General features: G+C 61.9%; 18 protein-coding genes and 1 pseudogene. 13 read left to right on the top strand and 6 right to left on the bottom strand.

Translation table 11 applies throughout. The annotated features are described in order from the left end of the window. The first annotated feature begins 37 nt into the window (after positions 1–37). Genes R1A29_RS28275 through R1A29_RS28265 form a run of 3 tightly spaced genes read left to right on the top strand, consistent with a single transcriptional unit; the run spans position 38 to position 3,718 of the window. Positions 38–748, top strand: coding sequence for a fimbria/pilus chaperone family protein (locus R1A29_RS28275; RefSeq protein WP_438300166.1), 711 nt, complete (start codon positions 38–40; stop codon positions 746–748). Then, the gene (locus tag R1A29_RS28270) at positions 748–3,177 is read left to right on the top strand and encodes a fimbria/pilus outer membrane usher protein (RefSeq protein WP_438300165.1); all 2,430 of its coding nucleotides are present in this window, start codon (positions 748–750) and stop codon (positions 3,175–3,177) included. Before R1A29_RS28275 ends, R1A29_RS28270 begins: the two co-directional genes overlap by 1 nt. Before the next feature lie 13 nt (positions 3,178–3,190). Beyond that, entirely contained in the window at positions 3,191–3,718 is a 528-nt protein-coding gene (locus R1A29_RS28265) for a hypothetical protein (RefSeq protein WP_438300164.1), read from the top strand. On the opposite strand, the gene R1A29_RS28260 is transcribed toward R1A29_RS28265, so the two are convergent. Beyond that, positions 3,715–5,136, bottom strand: coding sequence for a PLP-dependent aminotransferase family protein (locus R1A29_RS28260; protein WP_438300163.1), 1,422 nt, complete (start codon positions 5,134–5,136; stop codon positions 3,715–3,717). The genes R1A29_RS28265 and R1A29_RS28260 overlap by 4 nt on opposite strands. A 179-nt stretch (positions 5,137–5,315) precedes the next feature. Between R1A29_RS28260 and R1A29_RS28255 the strand changes: the two genes are divergently transcribed. Next, positions 5,316–5,561: a DUF1127 domain-containing protein gene (locus R1A29_RS28255; RefSeq protein WP_248739845.1), complete on the top strand. Its 246-nt coding sequence runs from the start codon at positions 5,316–5,318 to the stop codon at positions 5,559–5,561. A gap of 34 nt (positions 5,562–5,595) precedes the next feature. Here R1A29_RS28255 and R1A29_RS28250 read toward each other — a convergent pair whose 3' ends face one another. Further along, positions 5,596–6,906 (bottom strand): NAD(P)/FAD-dependent oxidoreductase, encoded by a 1,311-nt coding sequence (locus R1A29_RS28250; protein ID WP_438300162.1) that lies wholly within the window; start codon positions 6,904–6,906, stop codon positions 5,596–5,598. Between the two features lie 145 nt (positions 6,907–7,051). Here R1A29_RS28250 and R1A29_RS28245 point away from each other — a divergent pair, with 145 nt between their 5' ends. After that, on the top strand, positions 7,052–7,405 hold the full coding sequence (locus tag R1A29_RS28245) for a YkgJ family cysteine cluster protein (RefSeq protein WP_007954485.1): 354 nt from the start codon (positions 7,052–7,054) through the stop codon (positions 7,403–7,405). Positions 7,406–7,409: 4 nt separating this feature from the next. Here the strand turns inward: R1A29_RS28245 and R1A29_RS28240 are convergent, their stop codons facing one another. Further along, the gene (locus R1A29_RS28240) at positions 7,410–7,898 is read right to left on the bottom strand and encodes an Lrp/AsnC ligand binding domain-containing protein (RefSeq protein ID WP_003177284.1); all 489 of its coding nucleotides are present in this window, start codon (positions 7,896–7,898) and stop codon (positions 7,410–7,412) included. 154 nt (positions 7,899–8,052) lie between these two features. Between R1A29_RS28240 and dadA the strand changes: the two genes are divergently transcribed. The 6 genes from dadA (at position 8,053) to R1A29_RS28210 (ending at position 14,147) form a co-directional block, all read left to right on the top strand. Then, positions 8,053–9,357 (top strand): D-amino acid dehydrogenase, encoded by a 1,305-nt coding sequence (dadA, locus tag R1A29_RS28235; RefSeq protein ID WP_085708888.1) that lies wholly within the window; start codon positions 8,053–8,055, stop codon positions 9,355–9,357. Further along, positions 9,329–9,682 carry a RidA family protein gene (locus tag R1A29_RS28230; RefSeq protein ID WP_085708889.1) on the top strand — a complete coding sequence of 118 codons (354 nt, stop codon included), beginning with the start codon at positions 9,329–9,331 and terminating at the stop codon, positions 9,680–9,682. The genes dadA and R1A29_RS28230 overlap by 29 nt, the downstream gene beginning before the upstream one ends. Positions 9,683–9,777: 95 nt before the next feature. Next, the gene (gene alr, locus R1A29_RS28225) at positions 9,778–10,851 is read left to right on the top strand and encodes an alanine racemase (RefSeq protein ID WP_438302100.1); all 1,074 of its coding nucleotides are present in this window, start codon (positions 9,778–9,780) and stop codon (positions 10,849–10,851) included. A gap of 89 nt (positions 10,852–10,940) precedes the next feature. After that, positions 10,941–11,489, top strand: a complete 549-nt coding sequence (locus R1A29_RS28220) for a cupin domain-containing protein (RefSeq protein ID WP_003229444.1) — start codon at positions 10,941–10,943, stop codon at positions 11,487–11,489. A gap of 182 nt (positions 11,490–11,671) precedes the next feature. Beyond that, positions 11,672–12,088 carry a c-type cytochrome gene (locus tag R1A29_RS28215; RefSeq protein WP_025112727.1) on the top strand — a complete coding sequence of 139 codons (417 nt, stop codon included), beginning with the start codon at positions 11,672–11,674 and terminating at the stop codon, positions 12,086–12,088. Between the two features lie 136 nt (positions 12,089–12,224). After that, complete coding sequence (locus tag R1A29_RS28210; protein ID WP_438300161.1) at positions 12,225–14,147, top strand: acetyl-CoA hydrolase/transferase C-terminal domain-containing protein; 1,923 nt, start codon at positions 12,225–12,227, stop codon at positions 14,145–14,147. Between the two features lie 49 nt (positions 14,148–14,196). Here R1A29_RS28210 and R1A29_RS28205 read toward each other — a convergent pair whose 3' ends face one another. Continuing rightward, on the bottom strand, positions 14,197–14,769 hold the full coding sequence (locus R1A29_RS28205) for a xanthine phosphoribosyltransferase (RefSeq protein ID WP_007920398.1): 573 nt from the start codon (positions 14,767–14,769) through the stop codon (positions 14,197–14,199). Positions 14,770–14,826: 57 nt separating this feature from the next. Then, a complete protein-coding gene (gene rep, locus R1A29_RS28200) occupies positions 14,827–16,836 on the bottom strand; it encodes a DNA helicase Rep (protein WP_119426795.1) in 2,010 nt (669 codons plus the stop codon). Positions 16,837–17,100: 264 nt separating this feature from the next. Here rep and R1A29_RS28195 point away from each other — a divergent pair. Further along, a pseudogene (locus tag R1A29_RS28195) lies at positions 17,101–18,772 on the top strand (putative bifunctional diguanylate cyclase/phosphodiesterase). 39 nt (positions 18,773–18,811) lie between these two features. Here the strand turns inward: R1A29_RS28195 and R1A29_RS28190 are convergent. Next, positions 18,812–20,206 (bottom strand): NorM family multidrug efflux MATE transporter, encoded by a 1,395-nt coding sequence (locus R1A29_RS28190; protein ID WP_438300160.1) that lies wholly within the window; start codon positions 20,204–20,206, stop codon positions 18,812–18,814. 157 nt (positions 20,207–20,363) lie between these two features. On the opposite strand from R1A29_RS28190, the gene R1A29_RS28185 reads away from it, so the two are divergent. Further along, positions 20,364–21,284 carry a LysR substrate-binding domain-containing protein gene (locus R1A29_RS28185; protein ID WP_119426792.1) on the top strand — a complete coding sequence of 307 codons (921 nt, stop codon included), beginning with the start codon at positions 20,364–20,366 and terminating at the stop codon, positions 21,282–21,284. Positions 21,285–21,368: the final 84 nt, after the last annotated feature.

The following is a 21,368-nucleotide window of genomic DNA, read 5'->3' as shown; positions in this document are numbered from 1 at the left end:
CTGTCGGACCGCATTCGCGATTTCACGGATTACCCCGATGCTCATATCTTTCAAGTCTGTTCTCAAGACGGCAGCGCTGAGCCTGCTCGCATGGTTTTCAATACCGCTGTCCCACGCCGCCGGGATGGTCCCGCAGACGCCGGTACTGCTGGTGGAAGAGGGCATGGGTGAGGCGGTGATGAATGTGCGCAATACCGACGCGCGCCCCGCCTTGTTGCACACCACCATCGAGAACGTCGAAGAAGGCGACGACGTCCTGCTGGTCTTTACCCCGCCCATCGCCCGCGTCGAGCCGGGCGGTATACAGCAAGTGCGATTCATTCTGCAAAATCGGCAGCCACTGAAGACTGAACGCCTGAAGCGTGTGATCTTTGAGGGGATCAGCCCGGTCAGTGACGCCGACGGAGCGCAGGTGACCCTCGGTGTACGGCAGAACCTGCCAGTGATTTTGCGGCCCGCCGGGTTGCCGGTCGAACGCGAGCCGTGGAAGCGACTGATCTGGTCGATGGACGCCACCGGTATACAAATCGTCAATCCGAGCCCCTATGTGGTTCGGCTGGCGAGAGCCATTGTGCCTCTGCCCGGCACCCGATCGGTGAACCTGCCCCGGACCTACATTTTGCCCGGCGAGCGACTGCACGCCGATTTGCCTTTGCACGCCTCGGCACAGACGATGGCGGTGAGGATTTTTCCGGCCACCACCTACGGCTTTGCGGTCGATCATTACGACGCACCAGTTGCTCGGTGATGAAAATCTGCGCTCGTTGGGCCGTACTGGCGCTTGCCGTCACCGGTGCAGGTGCCCTGTTCGCTGCCGAGTCAGTGGATTTCGATATCCGGGTCTTGAGGGACCGTGGCATCGACCCTGCATTGGCGGCGTACTTTCGTGAAGCACCACGCTTCTCGCAAGGCGAGCAATTGGTGGCGCTTGAGGTTAACGGTCAGGCCAAGGGCCGTGTACTTGCATCGTTCAACGAGCTCGGAGAATTGTGCCTGCAACCCCAATGGCTGAGTGCTGCCGGCGTACATCCGCCGTCCTCTATCGACAAGCTGCGGCCGGGGCAGTGTCTGACGCCGACGGAGGGTTTTCCCGGTGCCGTCGTGCGACTGGATCCGGGACGCGAACTGATTGAGTTGCTGGTGCCGACCGAAAGTCTGGCGTTGCCGCAGCGACCGGCAAATAACTTCGCCCATGGCGGTACTGCCGGCATTTTCAACTACGACGCGCTGATGGTCGGCAGCCAGCACGAAGGACAGCACGACAGGTTTGATAGCCTGGGCTCGGAAGTCGGCCTGAATGCCGGTGACTGGGTGCTGCGCAGCCGGCAGTCCTACACCTCGACATCCGAAAACACACGGTTCGAGCACCTGTATGCCTACGGAGCGCGGACGCTGGAGGACATCGAAGCCAGCCTGCAGGTCGGGCAATTGAATCTTGTGTCGCCCCTGTTTGCCGGAGAGTCATTCAATGGCGTGCAGCTCCTGCCGGAGGCGGCATTCTCGCAGTTGCGAGCGGCGCAGGACGGCGCGCGCGGACAGGTGGAGGGCATTGCGTATTCACCGTCGCGCATCGACGTCAGGCAGAACGGCGTCATGATCCATACCACCATGGTGCCGAGTGGTCCGTTCACGCTGCGGGCATTGCCATTGCTGAGCAATCAGATTGATCTGGACGTTACCGTTCACGAGCAGGATGGGCAGGTGCGGCGCCTGCGAGTACCGGCGGCCAGTCTTCACGAAGCGCAATGGGCCGGGCCGAGCGGGTTCAACTTTGCATTGGGCACGGTGCGGTGGCTGGGTTCGGATGACCGTCAGGCGCCAATGTTCACCACGCTGGGCAAAGAGTGGGATTGGGGGCGGAGCACCCGGCTGAGTGCGGGAGTGCTCGCGGCCACCGAATATCTTTCGACAGGCTGGGGCGTGCAGCGGCAATGGGCTGGCGACACGGTGCTGGGTGTGCGGCAGCTGTTGTCCAATGATCGCTCCCGCGGCCGGGCGGGCAACCAGACGCAGATAACGTTCAGTGCACCGCTGGCCGAGAATCTGTCGACCAGCGTCGTGGTCGTGCGCCAAAGCCAGAATTTTCGTACGTTGTCAGACACTGGCTGGAATCAGGAGCGTCACCAGACTCAAACCCCCGGCCGCGACCATATGGTGTTTTCGCTGACGGGGTCCACGGATCAATGGGGCGCATTCGGGGCGACCTGGTCGCGATACTCTACTCAGAGTGAGCCAGCGCAGGCGCGATTGGGCCTGTCATGGTCTCGGACATTACCGGAGCGCATCAGTCTTTCATTGAACCTGGAGCGAGACATCGGTGATGGATCACGAGATAGTCAGGGCAACTCCGCGTACCTGACGCTGGGAATGACGCTGGGTGGGCAGCGCCGGCTGCGAGGCTATTTGCGCAGCGACGATCGTGCAGGCGTGCGTCGGGGTTTGGCCGTCAGCGATGTGCTGGATGAAACCCTCGCCTACAGCGCCAACGCCGAATACCGCGATGAGTCTGCAACCAGTTACGGCGTGCGCCTGAATGCGCTGCCGCGCTACACCAGCCTGGACGTTGGCGCAGGTCAGCGATCCGGTGCGACCGATTACGATGTGGGGTTGCGCGGTGGTGTGGCATTGCATCGCGACGGTGCTACGTTGTCGCCGTATCCCTTGCGCGACACTTTCGGCGTACTCAAGGCCGGTGAGCGATCGGGCGTGAAACTGAATACGCCTCAAGGGCCGGTCTGGACCGATGGTGCGGGCCGCGCCGTGGCAGCAAGTCTGCCGGCCTGGTCGACGTCGCGGCTGGAAGTCGACCCGCTCAGCCTGCCACGCAACGTTGAAGTGCTGGGCGGGGTGCAGGAAGTGCAGCCGGCGCGAGGGTCGGTGCAGCATCTGGATTTCTCTATCGTTACGGTCCGGCGATTGTTGCTCAACGCCATGACGGTCGACCGGCAGTGGCTGGCCAAAGGACTGAGTGTTCACGACGAACAGGGCCGCTATCTGACCGCTGTCCAGGACGCCGGAGCGATTTTTCTGCCCGACGTGAAAACGGGTCAAAGGTTGCACGTCCAACTCCCTGACAAAACGCAGTGCGTCTTGCATTTCCCACTTTCCGAATCCCCTGAAAACAGCACGCTCATCGAGCGAGTCGACGCTACCTGTGCCCCGACCGAGCTGTCCTGAACGAGTGCATCTGATGAAATACCTGGTGTTGGCGGCCGCGTTGTCGGGCCTTGGCTTTCAGCCGGCGTCGGGCGCCGAAGCCTGTCAGTCGAGCCTGTCGTCCGCGATGGTGAATCTGGGGGCCGCGACGCGCACCGAGCTGCTGCAACGCATGGCACTTGATGGCCGAGGCCCGGGCTTCGGTCTGCGCAGTGTGCACCTGCGGGTGCAGTGTCCCGATGTGCGTGTGATGCACTGGGCATTTGTCGCGCCCCCGGCTGATTCGCAGCGTTTCCGTTGGGCGGCGGGTACGTTGCAATTGCGTATCGTGGCCGTGCGTCTGGACGGTGCGGCGGTGCAGTGGCGACTGGACAGCGGCCAGCCGGTTGAAGGCGATCTCCTGCGTCCCGGCATCCGCGTCGTGCCATGGCGGGCGGACGCCGGTGCCATGGGCAGTCTTATGGAAGTGGAGCTGGAGCTTGATGCGCGGGTCGATGACGCCTCAAGCCGCCCCGTCGATCCGGTGCGACTTGAAGGTCAGGGCGCCTTTACGGTGGACTAATCCGCCTCGGCCAACAGCTTGATGGCGGTCGCGCCGACCTTGCGCACCGCTTCTTCTATTAGCGCGGTTGGTTTGGCCGCGTAGTTCATGCGCAAGCAGTTTCGGTATTTTCCCGAAGCCGAAAAAATGCTGCCGACAGCAATCTGTACGCCTTGATCGTGCAGTGCACGATTCAGTTTCAGCGTATCGAAACCTTCCGGCAGCTCGACCCAGAGCATGAAGCTGCCTTGAGGACGGCTGGCGCGAGTACCGGCCGGGAAATATCGCGTCACCCAATCGATCATCACGTCGCGATTGCGCTGATATTGAGTGCGCATCCGCCGCAAATGCGGTTCGAAGTGCCCGGCTTTCAGAAACTCGGCGATGGCGATCTGCGGTTGTGGCGCGGTGGAGCCGGTGCTGATGTATTTCATGTGCAGCACGCGTTCGAGATAGCGACCGGGCGCGACCCAGCCGATGCGCAATCCCGGCGCGAGAGTCTTGGAGAACGAGCTGCACAGCAACACGCGGCCGTCCTCGTCGAAGGACTTGATCGTGCGCGGACGCGGGTAGGTGTAGGCCAGTTCGCCATACACGTCGTCCTCGATGATCGCCACGTCGAAGCGCTGGGCCAGCGTCAACAACGCGCGTTTGCGCGACTCCGGCATGATGTAGCCGAGGGGGTTATTGCAGTTGGGCGTGAGCTGGATGACCTTGATCGGCCATTGCTCCAGCGCCAGTTCCAGGGCTTCGAGGCTGATGCCGGTGAGCGGGTCGGTGGGGATTTCCAGGGCTTTCATGCCCAGCCCCTTGAGGGTCTGCATGGCGCCGTGAAAGCTTGGCGAGTCCACCGCAACGATATCGCCGGGCTCGCAGATCGCGTGGATGCTGGTGGACAGCGCTTCGTGGCAACCGGTGGTCACCACCAGGTCACTGGCGCTCAACTGGCAGCCGGAATCGAGCATCAGCCGGGCGATCTGTTCGCGCAGTTCGAGGGTGCCGTGGATATTGTCGTAATACAGACCGGGCATGTCCTGGCGGCGGCTGATACGGGCCAGTCCGCGCAGCAGCGGTTTCATCGTCGGTGACGAGATGTCCGGCATGCCGCGACCGAGCTGCACCACGTCCTTGCGCGGCACCGCGCGAATCAGCTCCAGCACCTGATCCCACTGGGAAATCTCCACCGGACGCTGGGCCGGACGCCCGATGGCCGGCAGTTCCGGCAACTCGCGGCCGACCGGCACGAAGTAGCCGGATTTGGGCTTTGGCGTGGCCAGGCCGCTGTCTTCCAGCATCCGATAGGCCTGCTGCACCGTGCTGAGGCTGACCCCATGTTCTACGCTCAAGGCGCGCACCGACGGCAGGCGATCACCAGGACGGTAGAAGCCTTGTTCGATGCGGGTGCCGAGCAACTCGGCGAGGTTCACATACAGGGTCATGGCACTGCCTCGATGCAGGTGATTCGAAAAACCAGTACAGATGCGACGTAAATCGACAATTCAGTCCCGGAGACAGCAAATCTGTATGGAAATAATACAGATGTGTTGAATCTGTAATGCTTTTGTTGGCCCGCGCATCATGGAATCTCTGGCTACCCAAGTAAACAGGAGCGACAAAAATGAACGGCTTGAGCGATGTGCGGCTGACGTTACACAGTCAGGAACTGGAGGCAGGGCAACAGGACAACGCGCGCAACGAGATGCTGCGCAACGCGCCGTCCGGCCTGAGCCGCTGGGGTCTGTTCTGGCATCGTCTGCACACACGCAAAGCGCTGCTGGGCCTGACGCCGGAGCAGCTCAAGGATGTCGGGCTGACCCGGGAACAGGCGCTGGAGGAGGGATTGAAGCCGTTCTGGCGGATCTAGAAGGATCGTTCCCACGCTCTGCGTGGGAACGATCTCAGACCAGCTCTTTGAGCCGATGCCACAACATCCCCAACGCCAGCAACGGCGAACGCAGATGCTTGCCGCCGGGGAAGGTGATGTGTGGCACTTTGGCGAACAGATCGAAGTCGCCGCTGTGCTGGCCGCTGATGGCCTCGGCCAGCAACTTGCCGGCCAGGTGCGTGGCATTTACCCCGTGACCGGAATAGGCCTGGGCGTAATACACGTTTGGTTGATCGCTTAGCCGACCAATCTGCGGCAGACGGTTCGCCCCGATGCCGATCATCCCGCCCCACTGATACTCGATCTTCGCTGACGCGAGTTGCGGGAACACTTCCAGCATCTTCGGCCGCATGTAGGCGCCGATGTCTTTCGGGTCACGCCCCGAATAATGGCAGGCGCCGCCGAACAGCAGACGACGGTCCGCCGAGAGCCGGTAGTAATCCAGCGCCACCCGTTGATCGCAGACCGCCATGTTCTGCGGCAGCAGGGCGTGGGCCTGTTCTTCGCTCAGCGGTTCAGTGGCGATGATGTAGCTGCCGGCCGGCAGCACTTTGCCGCTGAGTTGTGGATTCAGATTATTGAGATAGGCGTTGCAGCCCAGCACCAGGGTCTTCGCCCGCACCGAACCTTGCGCCGTGTGTACCCGGACTTCGGGGCCGTAGTCGATGCGGGTGACTGCCGATTGCTCGAACAGCTTCACCCCGAGTTGCTGCGCTGCTGCGGCTTCGCCCAGTGCCAGGTTCAGCGGATGCAGATGGCCGGAACCCATGTCGATCAAACCACCGACATAGCGTCTGGAGCCGACCACGGTGTGCATCTCGTTGGCTTGCAGCAGACGGGTTTCGTAGCGGTAACCGAGGCCACGCAATTCTTCGGCGTCTTCGGCAAAGCCTTCCAGGTCGGAAGGTTTGTTGGCGAGGTCGCAGTAGCCCCAGGTCAGGTCGCAGGGGATCTGAAATTTCTCGACGCGCTGTCGGACGATTTCCACCGCTTCCAGGCCCATGAGTTTCATCTGACGCACACCGTCGGCGCCGATCACGTTGGCGAACTGGTCGAGGCCATGACCGACCCCGCGAATCAACTGTCCGCCGTTACGGCCGCTGGCTCCCCAGCCAATCCGGTGTGCTTCCAGCAAAACCACGCTCAAGCCGCGCTCCGCCAGTTCCAGCGCGGTGTTAAGCCCGGAGAAACCGCCACCGACCACACACACGTCAGCAATCAGCTCACCCTGCAGCACCGGATGGTCGGGTTGCGGCAGGCTGCTGGCGGCGTAGTAAGAGGCAACGTGGGGTTGGCTCGCGAAGGCTTGGGCGCGGGCATTCATGGGCGTCATCCTGAGCGGGTGTCGAGAAAATTTGACGGAGCATAAGCCGCAGGCCCGAGGCCGGGCAACATTGGTCGGCCCGTGGTGTCTGGATCACGGCTTTTGCGGCACAATTGCCGCCTATTCCGCTCCGGTTACCGCTGCAATGAGCTGCAACAGTCAGAAAATCCGCACCCTGCGTCAGCAGATTCCCACGTTCGAGTGCGTGCCGGGCTGTCACGATTGCTGCGGGCCGGTGACCACCTCGCCCGAGGAAATGTCCCGCCTGCCGCGCAAGACCCGCGCCGAGCAGGATGCAGCCATGGAAGAACTCAACTGCGTGCATCTGGGGCCGAACGGCTGCACGGTGTATGACGAGCGGCCGCTGATCTGCCGGCTGTTTGGCACCACCCAGACCTTGCCGTGCCCCAACGGCCGGCGGCCGGTGGAACTGATTCACCCACGGGTCGAGAAGCAGGTGTTCGAATACATGGCCGAAAACCGGCAGGTGCTGGTCTGAGCGATCAATCCGGAATCGGCAGGCTCAGGCTCTCTTTCACTTCTTCCATCACGATGTAGCTCTTGGATTCGCGCACATGCGGGAGCTTGAGCAGGATGTCGCCCAGCAGCTTGCGGTACGAAGCCATCTCGGAAATTCGCGCCTTCACCAGATAGTCGAAATCCCCTGACACCAGGTGGCACTCCAGCACGTGGGGCAGTTTCAGCACGGCGCGTCGGAACTCTTCGAACGTGTCGCCGGATTTGTAGTCGAGGCTGATCTCGACGAACACCAGCAGGCTGCCTTTCAAGTGCTGCGGATTCAGCCGGGCGTTGTAGCCCATGATGATCCCCTCGCGCTCCAGCCGCCGCACCCGCTCGGTGCACGGCGTGGTGGAGAGCCCGACCTTCTCGCCCAGTTCAGTAAATGAAATCCGCCCGTCCGCCTGCAGGATCCGCAAGATGTTGCGGTCGATCTTGTCCAGCTCACGTTTGGTCTGAGTGTTGGTACGCATAGGGGATGCGCCTCCGTAAAAAGGGTTTTTGCCGAGAATTGTCGCCAAATATAGGCGCTTATACAGTGAAAAGCACTGGCGAATCTTTTTTACACTGCGCGCATCATTGCTCTAACAACAGACGTACGCGGCACGCCGCGAGAGGGATAAAAAAATGCGCGTTATGGTCTTGGGTAGCGGCGTCATCGGTACCGCCAGTGCTTACTATCTGGCCCGTGCCGGGTTTGAAGTGGTGGTGGTCGACCGGCAGCCAGCCGCGGCCATGGAGACCAGTTTCGCCAACGCCGGCCAGGTCTCGCCGGGCTATGCCTCGCCGTGGGCCGCGCCGGGCGTGCCGCTCAAGGCCATCAAGTGGCTGCTGCAACGCCACGCGCCGCTGGCCATCAAGGCCACCGCCGACATCGACCAGTACCTGTGGATGGCGCAGATGCTGCGCAACTGCACCGCCAACCGTTACGCGGTGAACAAGGAGCGCATGGTGCGTCTGTCCGAGTACAGCCGCGACTGCCTCGACGAATTGCGCGCCGAAACCGGCATCGCCTACGAAGGCCGCAGCCTGGGCACCACCCAGCTGTTCCGCACCCAAGCGCAACTTGATGGCGCCGCCAAGGACATCGCCGTTCTCAAAGAATCCGGCGTACCGTTCGAAGTCCTCGATCGCGCCGGCATTGCCCGCGTCGAGCCGGCCCTGGCCAGCGTCACCGACATCCTCGCCGGTGCCCTGCGCCTGCCGAACGACCAGACCGGCGACTGCCAGATCTTCACTACTCGCCTTGCCGAAATGGCCGTGAACCTGGGTGTGGAATTCCGTTTCAACCAGGACATCCAGCGTCTCGACTTCGCCGGTGACCGCATCAACGGCGTGTGGATCGACGGCAAGCTGGAAACCGCCGACCGCTACGTGCTGGCCCTCGGCAGCTACTCGCCGCAACTGCTCAAGCCGCTGGGCATCAAGGCCCCGGTCTATCCGTTGAAGGGCTACTCGCTGACCGTGCCGATCACCAACCCGGCGATGGCGCCGACTTCGACCATTCTCGACGAGACCTACAAGGTCGCGATCACCCGTTTCGACAACCGCATCCGCGTCGGCGGCATGGCGGAGATCGCCGGTTTTGACCTGTCGCTGAACCCGCGTCGGCGCGAAACCCTGGAGATGATCGTCAACGACCTTTATCCTCAGGGCGGCAATCTGGCCGAAGCCAGTTTCTGGACCGGCCTGCGTCCAACCACGCCGGACGGCACCCCGATCGTCGGCGCCACCCCGTTCAAGAACCTGTTCCTGAACACCGGTCACGGCACCCTCGGCTGGACCATGGCGTGCGGCTCCGGTCGCTTGCTGGCCGACCTGATGGCGAAGAAAAAGCCGCAGATCAGCGCCGAAGGCCTCGATATTTCCCGTTATGGCAACAAGACCCAGGAGTCCGCAAAGCATGGCAATCCAGCGCCAGCTCACCAATGAGCGCATGAGTCAGATCGTCAGCCACAACGGCATCGTGTATCTGGCCGGGCAGGTCGGTGACGACTTCAACGCCGGAGTCGAACAACAGACTCGCGACGTGCTCGCCAATATCGAGCGTCTGCTGGATCTGGCCGGGACTGACAAACAGCATCTGCTGTCGGCGACGATCTACCTGAACGACATCGAGGCGCACTTCGCCGGGATGAACTCGGTTTGGGATCAGTGGCTGCCCAAGGGCGCCGCCCCGGCCCGTGCCACCGTTGAAGCGAAGATGGCCAAGCCGAGCATTCTGGTCGAGATCTCCATCGTCGCCGCGTTGCCGTAAACCGTTGTAAAGATCCCTCTCCCGGTGCTGTTGGCGGTTCACGTCGCCAGCCAGCGCCGGTTTTTATTCCCATGACCGCCAAGAAGTCTGCTGCCATGCGTCCTGCCCGTGCCCTGATCGATCTAGAAGCCCTGCGTCACAACTACCGTATCGCCCGTGAAATCACCGGTGCCAAGGCACTGGCGGTGATCAAGGCCGATGCCTACGGCCACGGCGCAGTGCGTTGCGCTCAGGCGCTGGAGGCCGAAGCGGACGGCTTTGCGGTGGCTTGTATCGAAGAAGCCCTGGAGCTGCGTGCCGCCGGGATTCGTGTGCCGGTGCTGTTGCTCGAAGGCTTTTTCGAAGCCGATGAGCTGGCGCTCATCGTCGAGCACGATTTCTGGTGCGTGGTGCATTCGCTGTGGCAGCTCGAAGCCATCGAGCAGGCCGCGTTGAGCAAGCCGATCACCGTGTGGCTGAAGCTTGATTCGGGCATGCACCGTGTCGGTCTGCATCCGAAGGATTACCCGGCGGCTTACCAGCGTCTGCTGGCCAGCGGCAAAGTGGCGAAAGTCGTGCTGATGAGCCACTTCGCCCGGGCCGATGAGTTGCATGAGCAGAGCAGTGCCGATCAGGTTGCCGTGTTCGAGGCTGCGCGTCAGGGCCTGGCCGCCGAAGTCAGCCTGCGCAACTCGCCGGCGGTGCTGGGCTGGCCGCAGATTCACAGCGACTGGGTGCGCCCGGGCATCATGCTCTACGGCGCCACTCCGTTCGAAGAAGCCAACGCGGTGGCCGAGCGTCTGCAACCGGTGATGACCCTGGAGTCGAAAGTCATTAGCGTGCGCGAGCTGCCGGCCGGCGAGCCGGTGGGTTACGGCGCAAAATTCATCACCGACAAACCGATGCGCATCGGCGTGGTCGCCATGGGTTACGCCGACGGTTATCCGCGCCAGGCGCCGACCGGCACCCCGGTACTGGTGGCCGGCAAACGCAGCCGCATTCTGGGCCGCGTGTCGATGGACATGCTCTGCATCGACCTGACCGACGTACCGGAAGCCGGCCTGGGTTCGACGGTCGAGCTGTGGGGCAAGAACATCCTCGCCAGCGACGTGGCGAAGTGGGCGGACACCATTCCGTACCAGATCTTCTGCAACCTGCGCCGGGTGCCAAGGCTCTATTCCGAGGGTTGAGGCCCGGACCGGGCCCAAGTGTTGTAAATACTGAACGCTGTCGCCATGATAACGCTCAATATTTCTACAACACTCAGGAGGCCCAAGCCTTGGACGTCGGTGAACGACTGCAATCGATCCGCAAGCTCAAAGGGCTTTCCCAGCGTGAACTCGCCAAGCGCGCGGGCGTCACCAACAGCACCATTTCGATGATCGAAAAGAACAGCGTCAGCCCTTCGATCAGTTCGCTGAGGAAGGTGCTGGGCGGGATTCCCATGTCCATGGTCGAGTTCTTTTCCGAAGAAATCCTCCAGGAAAAACCGACCCAGATCGTCTACAAGGCCAACGAGCTGATCGACATTTCCGACGGCGCCGTGACCATGAAACTGGTCGGCCGTGCGCACCCGAGCCGGGCCATCGCGTTTCTCAACGAAATCTATCCGCCGGGCGCCGACACTGGCGAAGAAATGCTCACCCACGAAGGCGAGGAAACCGGGATTCTGGTGGAAGGTCGTCTGGAGCTGGTGGTGGGTCTTGAAACTTTTATCCTCGAAGCCGGCGACAGCTACTACTTTGAAAGTACCAAGCCGCATCGTTTCCGTAATCCGTTCGACGCACCGGCGCGACTAATCAGCGCAGCCACGCCGGCGAACTTTTAAACCGAGAGACGCCAGGCCACTGCGGCAAAGGTGTCCGGACTGTTTGACCGATGCGCAACAAGACCCCTTTAACTTTGGGGTTGTTTCAGTGTGGCGGGCTACCCGCTATACTTGCGCCCGCCTGCGAACCGTGGCCGCAGGCGTGAATAGCCACCATTGAGGGTGAACGCGTGAATCTAATTATGAAAATGCTGGCTGCACCAGCAACCGTACTGGCCCTCTGGGCTGTCAGCGCTCAAGCTGCGACGAATGACGACATTGCCAAACGCCTCGAGCCTGTCGGCCAGGTGTGTGTTCAAGGGCAAGAGTGCAAGGGGATGGAAGTCGCCGCTTCGGCAGGCGGCGGTGGCGGCGCCAAGACGCCGGACGAAGTGATTGCCAAACATTGCAACGCTTGCCACGGCACCGGCCTGCTGGGCGCACCGAAAATCGGTGACGCAGCAGCCTGGAAAGACCGTGCCGATCACCAGGGCGGCCTCGACGGCCTGCTGGCCAAAGCCATCACCGGCCTGAACTCTATGCCTCCGAAAGGCACCTGCGCCGATTGCTCGGATGACGAGCTGAAGGGCGCGATCCAGAAGATGTCCGGCCTGAAATAAGCCGCGCTTCTGACGAAAAAAACCGTCTTCGGACGGTTTTTTTGTGCCTGCGATTCGGGCCCGAGGCTGTTCATTGCAGCAAACAACCGGCAATCTCGGTCGTACCTCTATTCACGGAACGGGCAGGAGGCTTCAGATGGTGCAGTTGTGTTCGATCGAACAGGCAGTGGACGACGTACTGGCACGGTTGCCGGCGCACATCCACATGGGCCTGCCGCTGGGGCTGGGCAAACCCAATCCCTTCGTCAACGCGCTGTACCGGCGGGTTGCCGGACTGCCCGAGCGGCAACTGACGATCTACACCGCCCTGTGCCTCGGCCGCCCGGCCCTGGGCGATGGCTTGCAGAAGCGCTTCATCGAACCCTTCGTCGAGCGGGTGTTTGGCGATTACCCGGAGCTGGATTTCCTCGCCGACCTGCGCCGCGACAGCCTGCCGGCCAACATCCGCATCGAGCAATTCTTCATGCAGCCCGGCAGCCTGCTCAACAGCGCGCCGGCCCAGCAGGATTACGTCAGCAGCAACTACAGCCATGCCGCACGCGACATCAACGCCGCCGGGCTGAACCTGGTGGCGCAGTTGCTCGCCAGCAGCAGCGAACATCCCGATTGCCTGAGCCTGAGCTGCAACCCGGACATCACCCTCGACCTGTTCCCGATGATTGCCAAACGCCGGGCGGCGGGGGAGACGATCCTGCTGGTCGGTCAGGTGCACACGGAGTTGCCGTACATGCCGGGCGACGCCGAAGTCGACATCGATACTTTCGACCTGCTGATCGACGAGAAGGACAGCAGCACGCTGTTTTCCACACCGAACATGCCCGTCGGATTTCAGGATCATTTCATCGGTTTGCACGCCAGCACATTGGTACGCGATGGCGGCACCTTGCAGATCGGCATCGGCTCGATGGGCGACGCGCTGACCGCTGCGTTGCTGGCGCGTCAGGCCGACAATGTTGGCTACCGGGAGTTGCTGGCCGATGTGAACCTCAGCCAGTGGGCGCAACTGATCGAACGCGAGGGCGGCATCGAGCCGTTCGCCAAGGGCCTTTACGGCTGCAGCGAAATGTTCGTCAACGGCCTGCTGGTGCTGGCGGACGCCGGGATCATCCGGCGCAAGGTCTATCCGGACGTGCAGACTCAGGAGCAGGCCAACGCCGGCACCCTCGACGAGGCGGCGCAAACCGACGGCATATCAGTGCACGGCGGCTTCTTCCTCGGGCCGCGCAGTTTCTATGAGCGCCTGCGCGAGCTGCCCCACAGCAAACGTCTTGAATTCAACATGACCCGCATCAGCTACATCAACGAGCTGTACGGTCAGGAAGAACTCAAACGCCTGCAGCGCGTTGATGCGCGCTTCATCAATACCGCGTTCACCATGACCCTGCTCGGGGCCGGGGTGTCCGATCAGCTACAGGATGGTCGGGTACTCAGCGGCGTCGGCGGGCAGTACAACTTCGTTGCCCAGGGCCATGCGCTGCACGATGCGCGGTCGATCCTGCTGTTGCGCAGCTGGCGCGAGTCCGGCGGCGATGTCAGTTCGAACATTGTCTGGGAATATGGCCACTGCACGATTCCACGGCATCTGCGCGACATCGTGGTGACCGAGTACGGCATCGCCGATCTGCGTGGCAAGTCCGATGCGGTGGTGATCGAAGCGTTGCTCAATATCAGCGACTCACGCTTCCAGCAGGGTCTGATCGAGCAGGCACAGAAGGTCGGCAAACTGCCGAAGGATTTTCGCCTCGATCCGCGCTTTACCGACAACACCCCGCAACGCTTGCAGGCGATTGCCGCACGGCATCCGAACCTGTTTCCGGAGTATCCGCTGGGCTGCGATTTCAACGAGGTCGAGAAGGATCTGTTGCGAGCGCTGAACTGGCTCAAGAGCAAGTTCAAACTGACGGAGATTCTGGAGTTGGGCAAGGCAGCGCTGGATGCGCCGGAGGCTTCGCTGTATCCGGAGCATCTGGCGCGCATGCATCTCACCAGCCCGGAAGGCCTGAAGGAAGACCTGTTTCAGCGGTTGTTGCTCACCGGCCTGAAGGCCACCGCGCAGTAGCATCCGCCGCATCCCGAGGATGCGGCGGCAAGCTTGGGCCTTTCAGCGATTACTCGATGAAAGTCACCACGCCATCCTTCAGCGACTTCACGCGAGCCAGCGACTCGACGCGGTAACCCTGGGAATCCAGCTCCGCACGGCCACCCTGGAACGACTTCTCGATCACGATGCCCAGACCCGCGACGGTGGCGCCGGCCTGCTTGATGATCGAGATCAGCGCCTGGGACGCCTTACCGTTGGCCAGGAAGTCGTCGATGATCAGCACGCGGTCGCTGCTGGTCAGGTGGCGCGGGGAGATGGCCACGGTGCTTTCGGTCTTCTTGGTGAACGAGTAAACGGTCGCCGACAGCAGGTTTTCAGTCAGGGTCAGGGACTGTTGCTTGCGGGCGAAGATCACCGGCACGCCGAGGTTCAGGCCGGTCATGATCGCCGGGGCGATGCCCGACGCTTCGATGGTGACGATCTTGGTGATGCCGGAATCCTTGAACAGCGAGGCGAATTCGTCGCCGATCAGCTTCATCAGGGCCGGGTCGATCTGGTGGTTCAGAAAGGCGTCGACCTTCAGGACCTGGTCGGAAAGCACGATGCCTTGTTCGCGGATTTTCTGGTGCAATGCTTCCATGAAGCTGTCCTCATTTGGCGCTTTGTGCGCCGAAGGTCTAGTAAAAAGTGGTCAATTCTAGCGCTTTAACATCGCGCGTATATCAGCCAGTGCGTTGTTGCCGCGCACAGCTTTGACTTCGGTCGGTGTGTCGTCGTTGCCTTCCCAGGCCAGGTCGTCCGGCGGCAGCTCATCGAGGAAGCGGCTGGGCGCGCAGTCGATGATCTCGCCGTACTGTTTGCGCTTGGCGGCGAAGGTGAACGCGAGGGTCTGGCGCGCGCGGGTAATGCCCACGTAAGCCAGGCGGCGTTCTTCTTCGATGGTGTCGGCTTCGATACTGGAACGGTGCGGGAGGATTTCCTCTTCCATGCCCATGATGAACACGTAAGGGAATTCCAGACCCTTGGACGCATGCAGGGTCATCATCTGCACGCCTTCGGCGCCGTCTTCCTCTTCCTGCTGACGTTCCAGCATGTCTCGCAGGACGAGTTTGCCGATGGCGTCCTCGACGGTCATTTCGCCGTCTTCGTCTTTTTCCAGGGTGTTCTTCAAGGCCTCGATCAGGAACCAGACGTTGCTCATCCGGTAGTCCGCGGCCTTGTCGCTGGAGCTGTTGGTGCGCAGCCAGTTCTCGTAGTCGATGTCCATGACCATGCTGCGCAGGGCGGAGATCGGGTCTTCGCCGGCGCACTGCTCGCGCACCTTGTCCATGAAGCGCTTGAAGCGCGACAGGCGATCGGTGAAGCGGCTGTCCAGATGCTCGCCCAGGCCGAGTTCGTCGGTGGCGGCGTACATCGAGATCTTGCGTTCGGTGGCGTAGTTGCCGAGTTTTTCCAGGGTCGTCGAGCCGATCTCGCGGCGCGGCACGTTGATCACCCGCAGGAAGGCGTTGTCATCGTCCGGGTTCACGATCAGGCGGAAGTAGGCCATCAGGTCTTTCACTTCCTGGCGCCCGAAGAAGCTGTTGCCACCGCTCAGACGGTACGGCACCTGATGGTGCTGCAGTTTCAGCTCGATCAGCTTGGCCTGGTAGTTGCCGCGATAGAGGATCGCGAAGTCGCTGTACGGGCGGTCGGTGCGCAAGTGCAGGCTGAGGATTTCCATGGCCACGCGCTCGGCTTCGGCGTCCTCGTTGCGGCAGCGGATCACGCGGATCTCGTCACCGTGGCCCATCTCACTCCACAGCTGCTTTTCGAATTCGTGGGGGTTGTTCGAAATCAGGACGTTGGCGCAGCGCAGGATGCGGCTGGTGGAGCGGTAGTTCTGCTCCAGCATCACCACTTTCAGGGACGGATAGTCGTCCTTGAGCAACATCAGGTTTTCCGGCCGCGCGCCGCGCCAGGCGTAGATCGACTGGTCGTCGTCGCCTACCACGGTGAACTGGTTGCGTTTGCCGATGAGCATTTTCACCAGCAAATACTGGCTGGCGTTGGTGTCCTGGTATTCGTCCACCAGCAGGTAGCGCACCTTGTTCTGCCACTTTTCGAGGATGTCGGCGTGTTCTTCGAAGAGTTTTACCGGCAACAGGATCAGGTCGTCGAAGTCCACCGCGTTGAACGCCTTGAGCGTGCGCTGGTAGTGGGTGTAGACGATGGCGGCGGTCTGTTCCTTGGGGTTGCGGGCGTTTTCCAGGGCCACGGCCGGCAGGATCAGGTCGTTTTTCCAGGCGCCGATCATGTTCTTGATCTCGTCGACGCCGTCGTCGCCCGCGTATTCCTTCTGCATGATGTCGGTCATCAGCGACTTGACGTCGGTTTCGTCGAAGATCGAGAAACCGGGTTTGTAGCCCAGCCGTTCATGTTCCTTGCGGATGATGTTCAGACCCAGGTTGTGGAAGGTGCAGACCGTCAGGCCGCGACCTTCGCCGGGACGCAACAGGGTGCCGACCCGTTCCTTCATCTCGCGCGCGGCCTTGTTGGTAAAGGTCATGGCGACGATGTACTGGGCACGGATGCCGCAGTTCTGGATCAGGTGCGCAATCTTGCGCGTGATCACGCTGGTCTTGCCGGAGCCAGCACCGGCGAGCACCAATAGAGGGCCGCCGACGTAGTTCACGGCTTCTTGCTGCCGGGGATTGAGTCGGGACATACGAAAATTCGGGAGTCGTTGACGAAATGGGCCGGCATTTTAACAGGCTCAGCGATTTGTGCTGCTCTCTCCGACTTGTGACGCACCACGCGATTCAAATTTGCCGGTTTTGATACTTTCACGCAGGATGCGCGGTGATTTTGCGGCTAATGTTCTCATTCGTGACACAAAATAACGTTTTGATAACCGTTGTCATTTGGTCATTGGTTGGCAGAACGGCATAATGCCCGCCGCCCACATCATTGCAGAGTCTAGGGAGTCAGCTTGACTACGCCTGTCGAACCCTTGCGTTTGCTGCTACTGGCCGAAGAGCCAGCGTGGACAGCGTTATTGCGCGAGTGTCTGGCTCCGTTGGGGAGCGCGGCGGTGCTGATCAGCGCGCCGAGCTGGGAGTCGGTCAGCAGTCTGTTCGAAGACAACCGCCATGCGGTGTTGTTGACCGTTCCCGCCTTGCAGCCGGCCCCCGGCCGTTGCAGCCTGCCGACCGTGCTGCTGCTGGAACACGAACCGGCGACCGCGCCCGATGGCGTCAGCGACTGGCTGGTGTTCGATGCCCTCGATGCCGGCATGCTTCGTCGTTGCCTGCGTCACGTGCGCGAACGCGGCGTGCTGGAAAACACCCTGCAACGCCTGGCCGAACAGGATCCGCTGACCGGCATCGCCAACCGTCAGGGCTTTCAGACCTTGCTGACCGCGCGTCTTGCCGAAAATGACGGTCGCGGTCTGGCCCTCGGGCACCTCGATCTCGACAATTTCCGCTACGCCAACGACGCTCTCGGCCACCAGGCCGGCGACCGGTTGATCCTGCAAGTGGTCGCCCGGCTGAAAAAGCCAGCTGGAGGCCGGCGATCAACTGGCGCGTCTGGGCAGCGATGAATTTGCCCTGCTGATCGACACCCGCCGTGCTCCGCAGCGGGCCGAATGGATGGCCGAACGCATTACCGAAGCCTTGGCCGAGCCTTACTGGATCGACGGTGAAAGCCTGCTGATCGGCTCCAGTCTGGGTATTGCACACGCCCGCGCCCAGGGTGGCGCCGATCCGCTGATGTGGCATGCGCACATCGCCATGCAGCAGGCCAAGAGCACTCAGGGCTGCACCTTTCACATCTTCAACGAACGAATCAACCGTAACGCGCGGAGCATCGCCGACCTCGAAAGCGAACTGCGCCGGGCGTTGCGCCGCGACGAACTGGAACTGCATTACCAGCCACGCCTGGATATGCAGGACGGTCAGATCGTCGGCCTCGAAGCCCTGGTGCGCTGGCGTCACAGCGAACGCGGCCTGTTGCCGCCAAGCGAATTCGTGCCGCTGGCCGAGCAGAGCGGTCTGATCGTGCCGCTGGGTTACTGGGTAATTTCCCGGGCCCTGCGCGACATGCAGGCGTTGCGCGAGCGCGGATTGCCGGCGCTGCACATGGCGATCAACCTGTCGTTCCGCCAGTTTCAGGACAGCCAGTTGCTGCCGACGCTCAGCCGCTTGATCGCCGAGCGTGGGGTCGAGGCGCAATGGCTGGAATTCGAACTCACCGAAACCGCCGTGATGCGCCGCAGCGATCTGGTCAAACAGACCATGGACGCTCTCGGCCGCCTCGGCGTGCGTTTTTCGCTGGATGATTTCGGCACTGGGTTTTCGTCGTTCGTGCACCTCAACAGCCTGCCGATCACCTTGCTGAAGATCGACAAGAGCTTCGTTGGCGGCATGGAGCAGCGCGAAGAGAACCGCAAACTGGTGCACGCGATGATCAACCTCGCGCACAACCTGCACCTGGAAGTGGTGGCCGAAGGGGTGGAAACCCGGGAGCAACTGGATCTGTTGCGCGGATTCGGCTGCGATCAGGTGCAGGGTTACCTGATCAGCAAGCCGTTGCCGTTGGCGGAGCTGGTTGACTATCTGATTGCTGACGCCAGCCAGCCTCCGCTGGGTATTGTGGTCTGACTAAAAGGTGTACGGGAGCAGGGTTGCTCCCGTAGCCCGTCATTCCGGCTGAGCGATCTTGAATCCTCGAGATTGCGGCTCCAGCCGAATCATCCGCTTCATCTTCCATTCGAACGCCAGCGTCAGGCTGATCGCCGCGCAGGCCAGGCCCAGCGCGAGACCCCACCAGACGCCGGTCGGCCCCCAGTGCAGATGGAACGCCATCAACCACGCTGCCGGCGCGCCGATCAGCCAGTAGCAACCGAGCCCGACCAGGAAAGTGGTCTTGGCATCCTTGAGTCCGCGGATGCAGCCCATGGCAATGGTCTGCGTGCCGTCGAACAGCTCGAACCATGCCGCCACCGCCAGCAGGCTCACGGCCAGACGAATCACCTCGGCAAACGCCGGGTCGTTATGGTCGAGGAACAAACCGACCAGCTGATTCGGCAGCAACCAGAACACCATCGCAAACCCCAGCATCACCACGGCACCAAATGCGATTCCGACCCGCCCGGACATTCGCGCATCGTTCAATTGCCCGGCGCCGTAATGCTGGCCGACGCGCATGGTGATCGCATACGACATCCCCGCCGGCACCATGAATGCCACCGAGACGATCTGCAGGGCAATCTGGTGCGCCGCCAGTTGCGTGCTGCCCATGGTGCCCATGCACAGCGCCGCGAAGGCGAACAGCCCGACTTCCACCGCGTAGGTGCCGCCAATCGGCAGGCCCAGGCGCCACAATTCTTTCAGGTACTGCCGGTTCGGCCGCGACAGGCCCTCGCGCAGCGGGTAAGCGTCATAGGCCGGATGCCGGCGGATATGCCACGCCAGCCCCAGCGCCATGCAGTTGGCCACAATCGCGGTAACCAGACCGATACCGGTCAGCCCCAGTTTCGGCAGGCCGAACATGCCGGTGATCAACGCGTAATTAAGCAGGAAGTTGGCCACGGTGCCGGCGAGGCTGATGACCATCACCGGCGTCGCCCGGCCAATCGCGCTGGTGAAACCGCGCAGGGCCATGAAGCTCAGGTAGCCGGGCAGGGCGAACGGCAGGGCGATCAGAAATTGTCCGGCAGCGTTGACGTTGGTCTCGGTTTGGCCGAACAGCAGCAACACCGGTTTGAGGTTCCACAGCAGCAACCCGGCGCCCAGCGCCATCAGCCACGCCAGCCAGAGTCCGGCCTGGGTCAGTCTGGCGGCGCCGATAATGTCGCCGGCACCCTGACGGATTGCCACCAGGGTGCCGACCGCCGCGATCACGCCGATGCAGAAGATCGACACGAACGAGTAGCTGGCCGCACCCAGCCCGCCGCCAGCCAGTGCTTCGGGACTGAGGCGGGCCATCATCAGGGTGTCGGTCAGCACCATCAACATGTGCGCCAACTGCGAGGCGATCAACGGCCCCGCCAGCCGCAAAATGGCCCAGAGTTCGGTACGCACAGGACGCTGCATGGTTTCACATCCTTATAAAAGAGGGAGCAAGAGACCGTCGATTCTCAGGGTTTGGCGCGGGTTGCACAAAGGGATAAAAAGGATGGGTGGCATGATTAAAACTCATCCAGCCGAGATTCTGCTAAGTTGGCGCAATCCCGCCATTGGAGCGCTGTGCATGTCCCGTCGTCTTCCACCCTTGTATGCCCTGCGTGCATTCGAAGCTGCGGCGCGGCACAGTTCGTTCACCCGCGCCGCCGAAGAGTTGTCGATCACTCAAAGTGCGGTGAGCCGGCACATCCGCACGCTCGAAGAGCACTTCGCCTGTCGGCTGTTCCACCGCAGCGGACGCAACCTGCAACTGACCGAATCGGCGCGCCTGCTGCTGCCGGGCATTCGCGAGGGGTTCGCCGCCCTGGAGCGAGCCTGCAATACCTTGCGCGCCGAAGATGACATCCTGCGCATGAAAGCCCCGTCGACCCTGACCATGCGCTGGTTGTTGGCGCGACTCAGTCGCTTCCGCCATTTGCAGCCGGGTAATGAAGTGCAACTGACCAGTGCCTGGATGGACGTGGACTCGGTGGACTTCAACAACGAACCGTTCGATTGCGCGGTGCTGTTGAGCGACGGGCATTTTCCGCCGGACTGGGAGGCCAGCCTGTTGTTCCCGGAAGAACTGATTCCGGTAGGCGCGCCCAACCTGCTCAATGACCAGCCCTGGGATGTGGCGCGACTGGCCGCCACCGAATTGCTGCATCCGACCCCGGATCGCCGCGACTGGCGCAGCTGGCTGGAGCATATGGGTTTGTCGGATCAGGTGTCGCTCAAGGGCGGACAGGTGTTCGATACCCTGGAACTGGGGATGATCGCGGCGGCCCGGGGTTATGGCGTGTCCATGGGCGATCTGCTGATGGTGGCCGAGGATGTGGCGCAAGGACGTTTGAGTCTGCCGTGGCCGACGGCGGTCGCCAGCGGCCTGAATTACTACCTGGTGTGGCCAAAGACTCGTCCGGGAGGTGAACGTTTGCGCCGGCTCAGTGATTTCCTTCAGGGCGAAGTCCGGGCGATGGAACTGCCGGTGGTCGCGCGCTTGAGCTGAAACGTTCGAGCCGCCACAATGCCGGCCCCGGGCGATAACCCTGCTGTGCGCTCAAGTATTCGCGTTCACCGCCGAATACGTCCA

It is taken from the genome of Pseudomonas sp. NMS19W (genome assembly GCF_051554255.1).
Classification (GTDB): domain Bacteria; phylum Pseudomonadota; class Gammaproteobacteria; order Pseudomonadales; family Pseudomonadaceae; genus Aquipseudomonas; species Aquipseudomonas kribbensis.
Note: the sequence above shows the minus strand (reverse complement) of the source record. Positions and strands in the feature narration are given on the sequence as shown.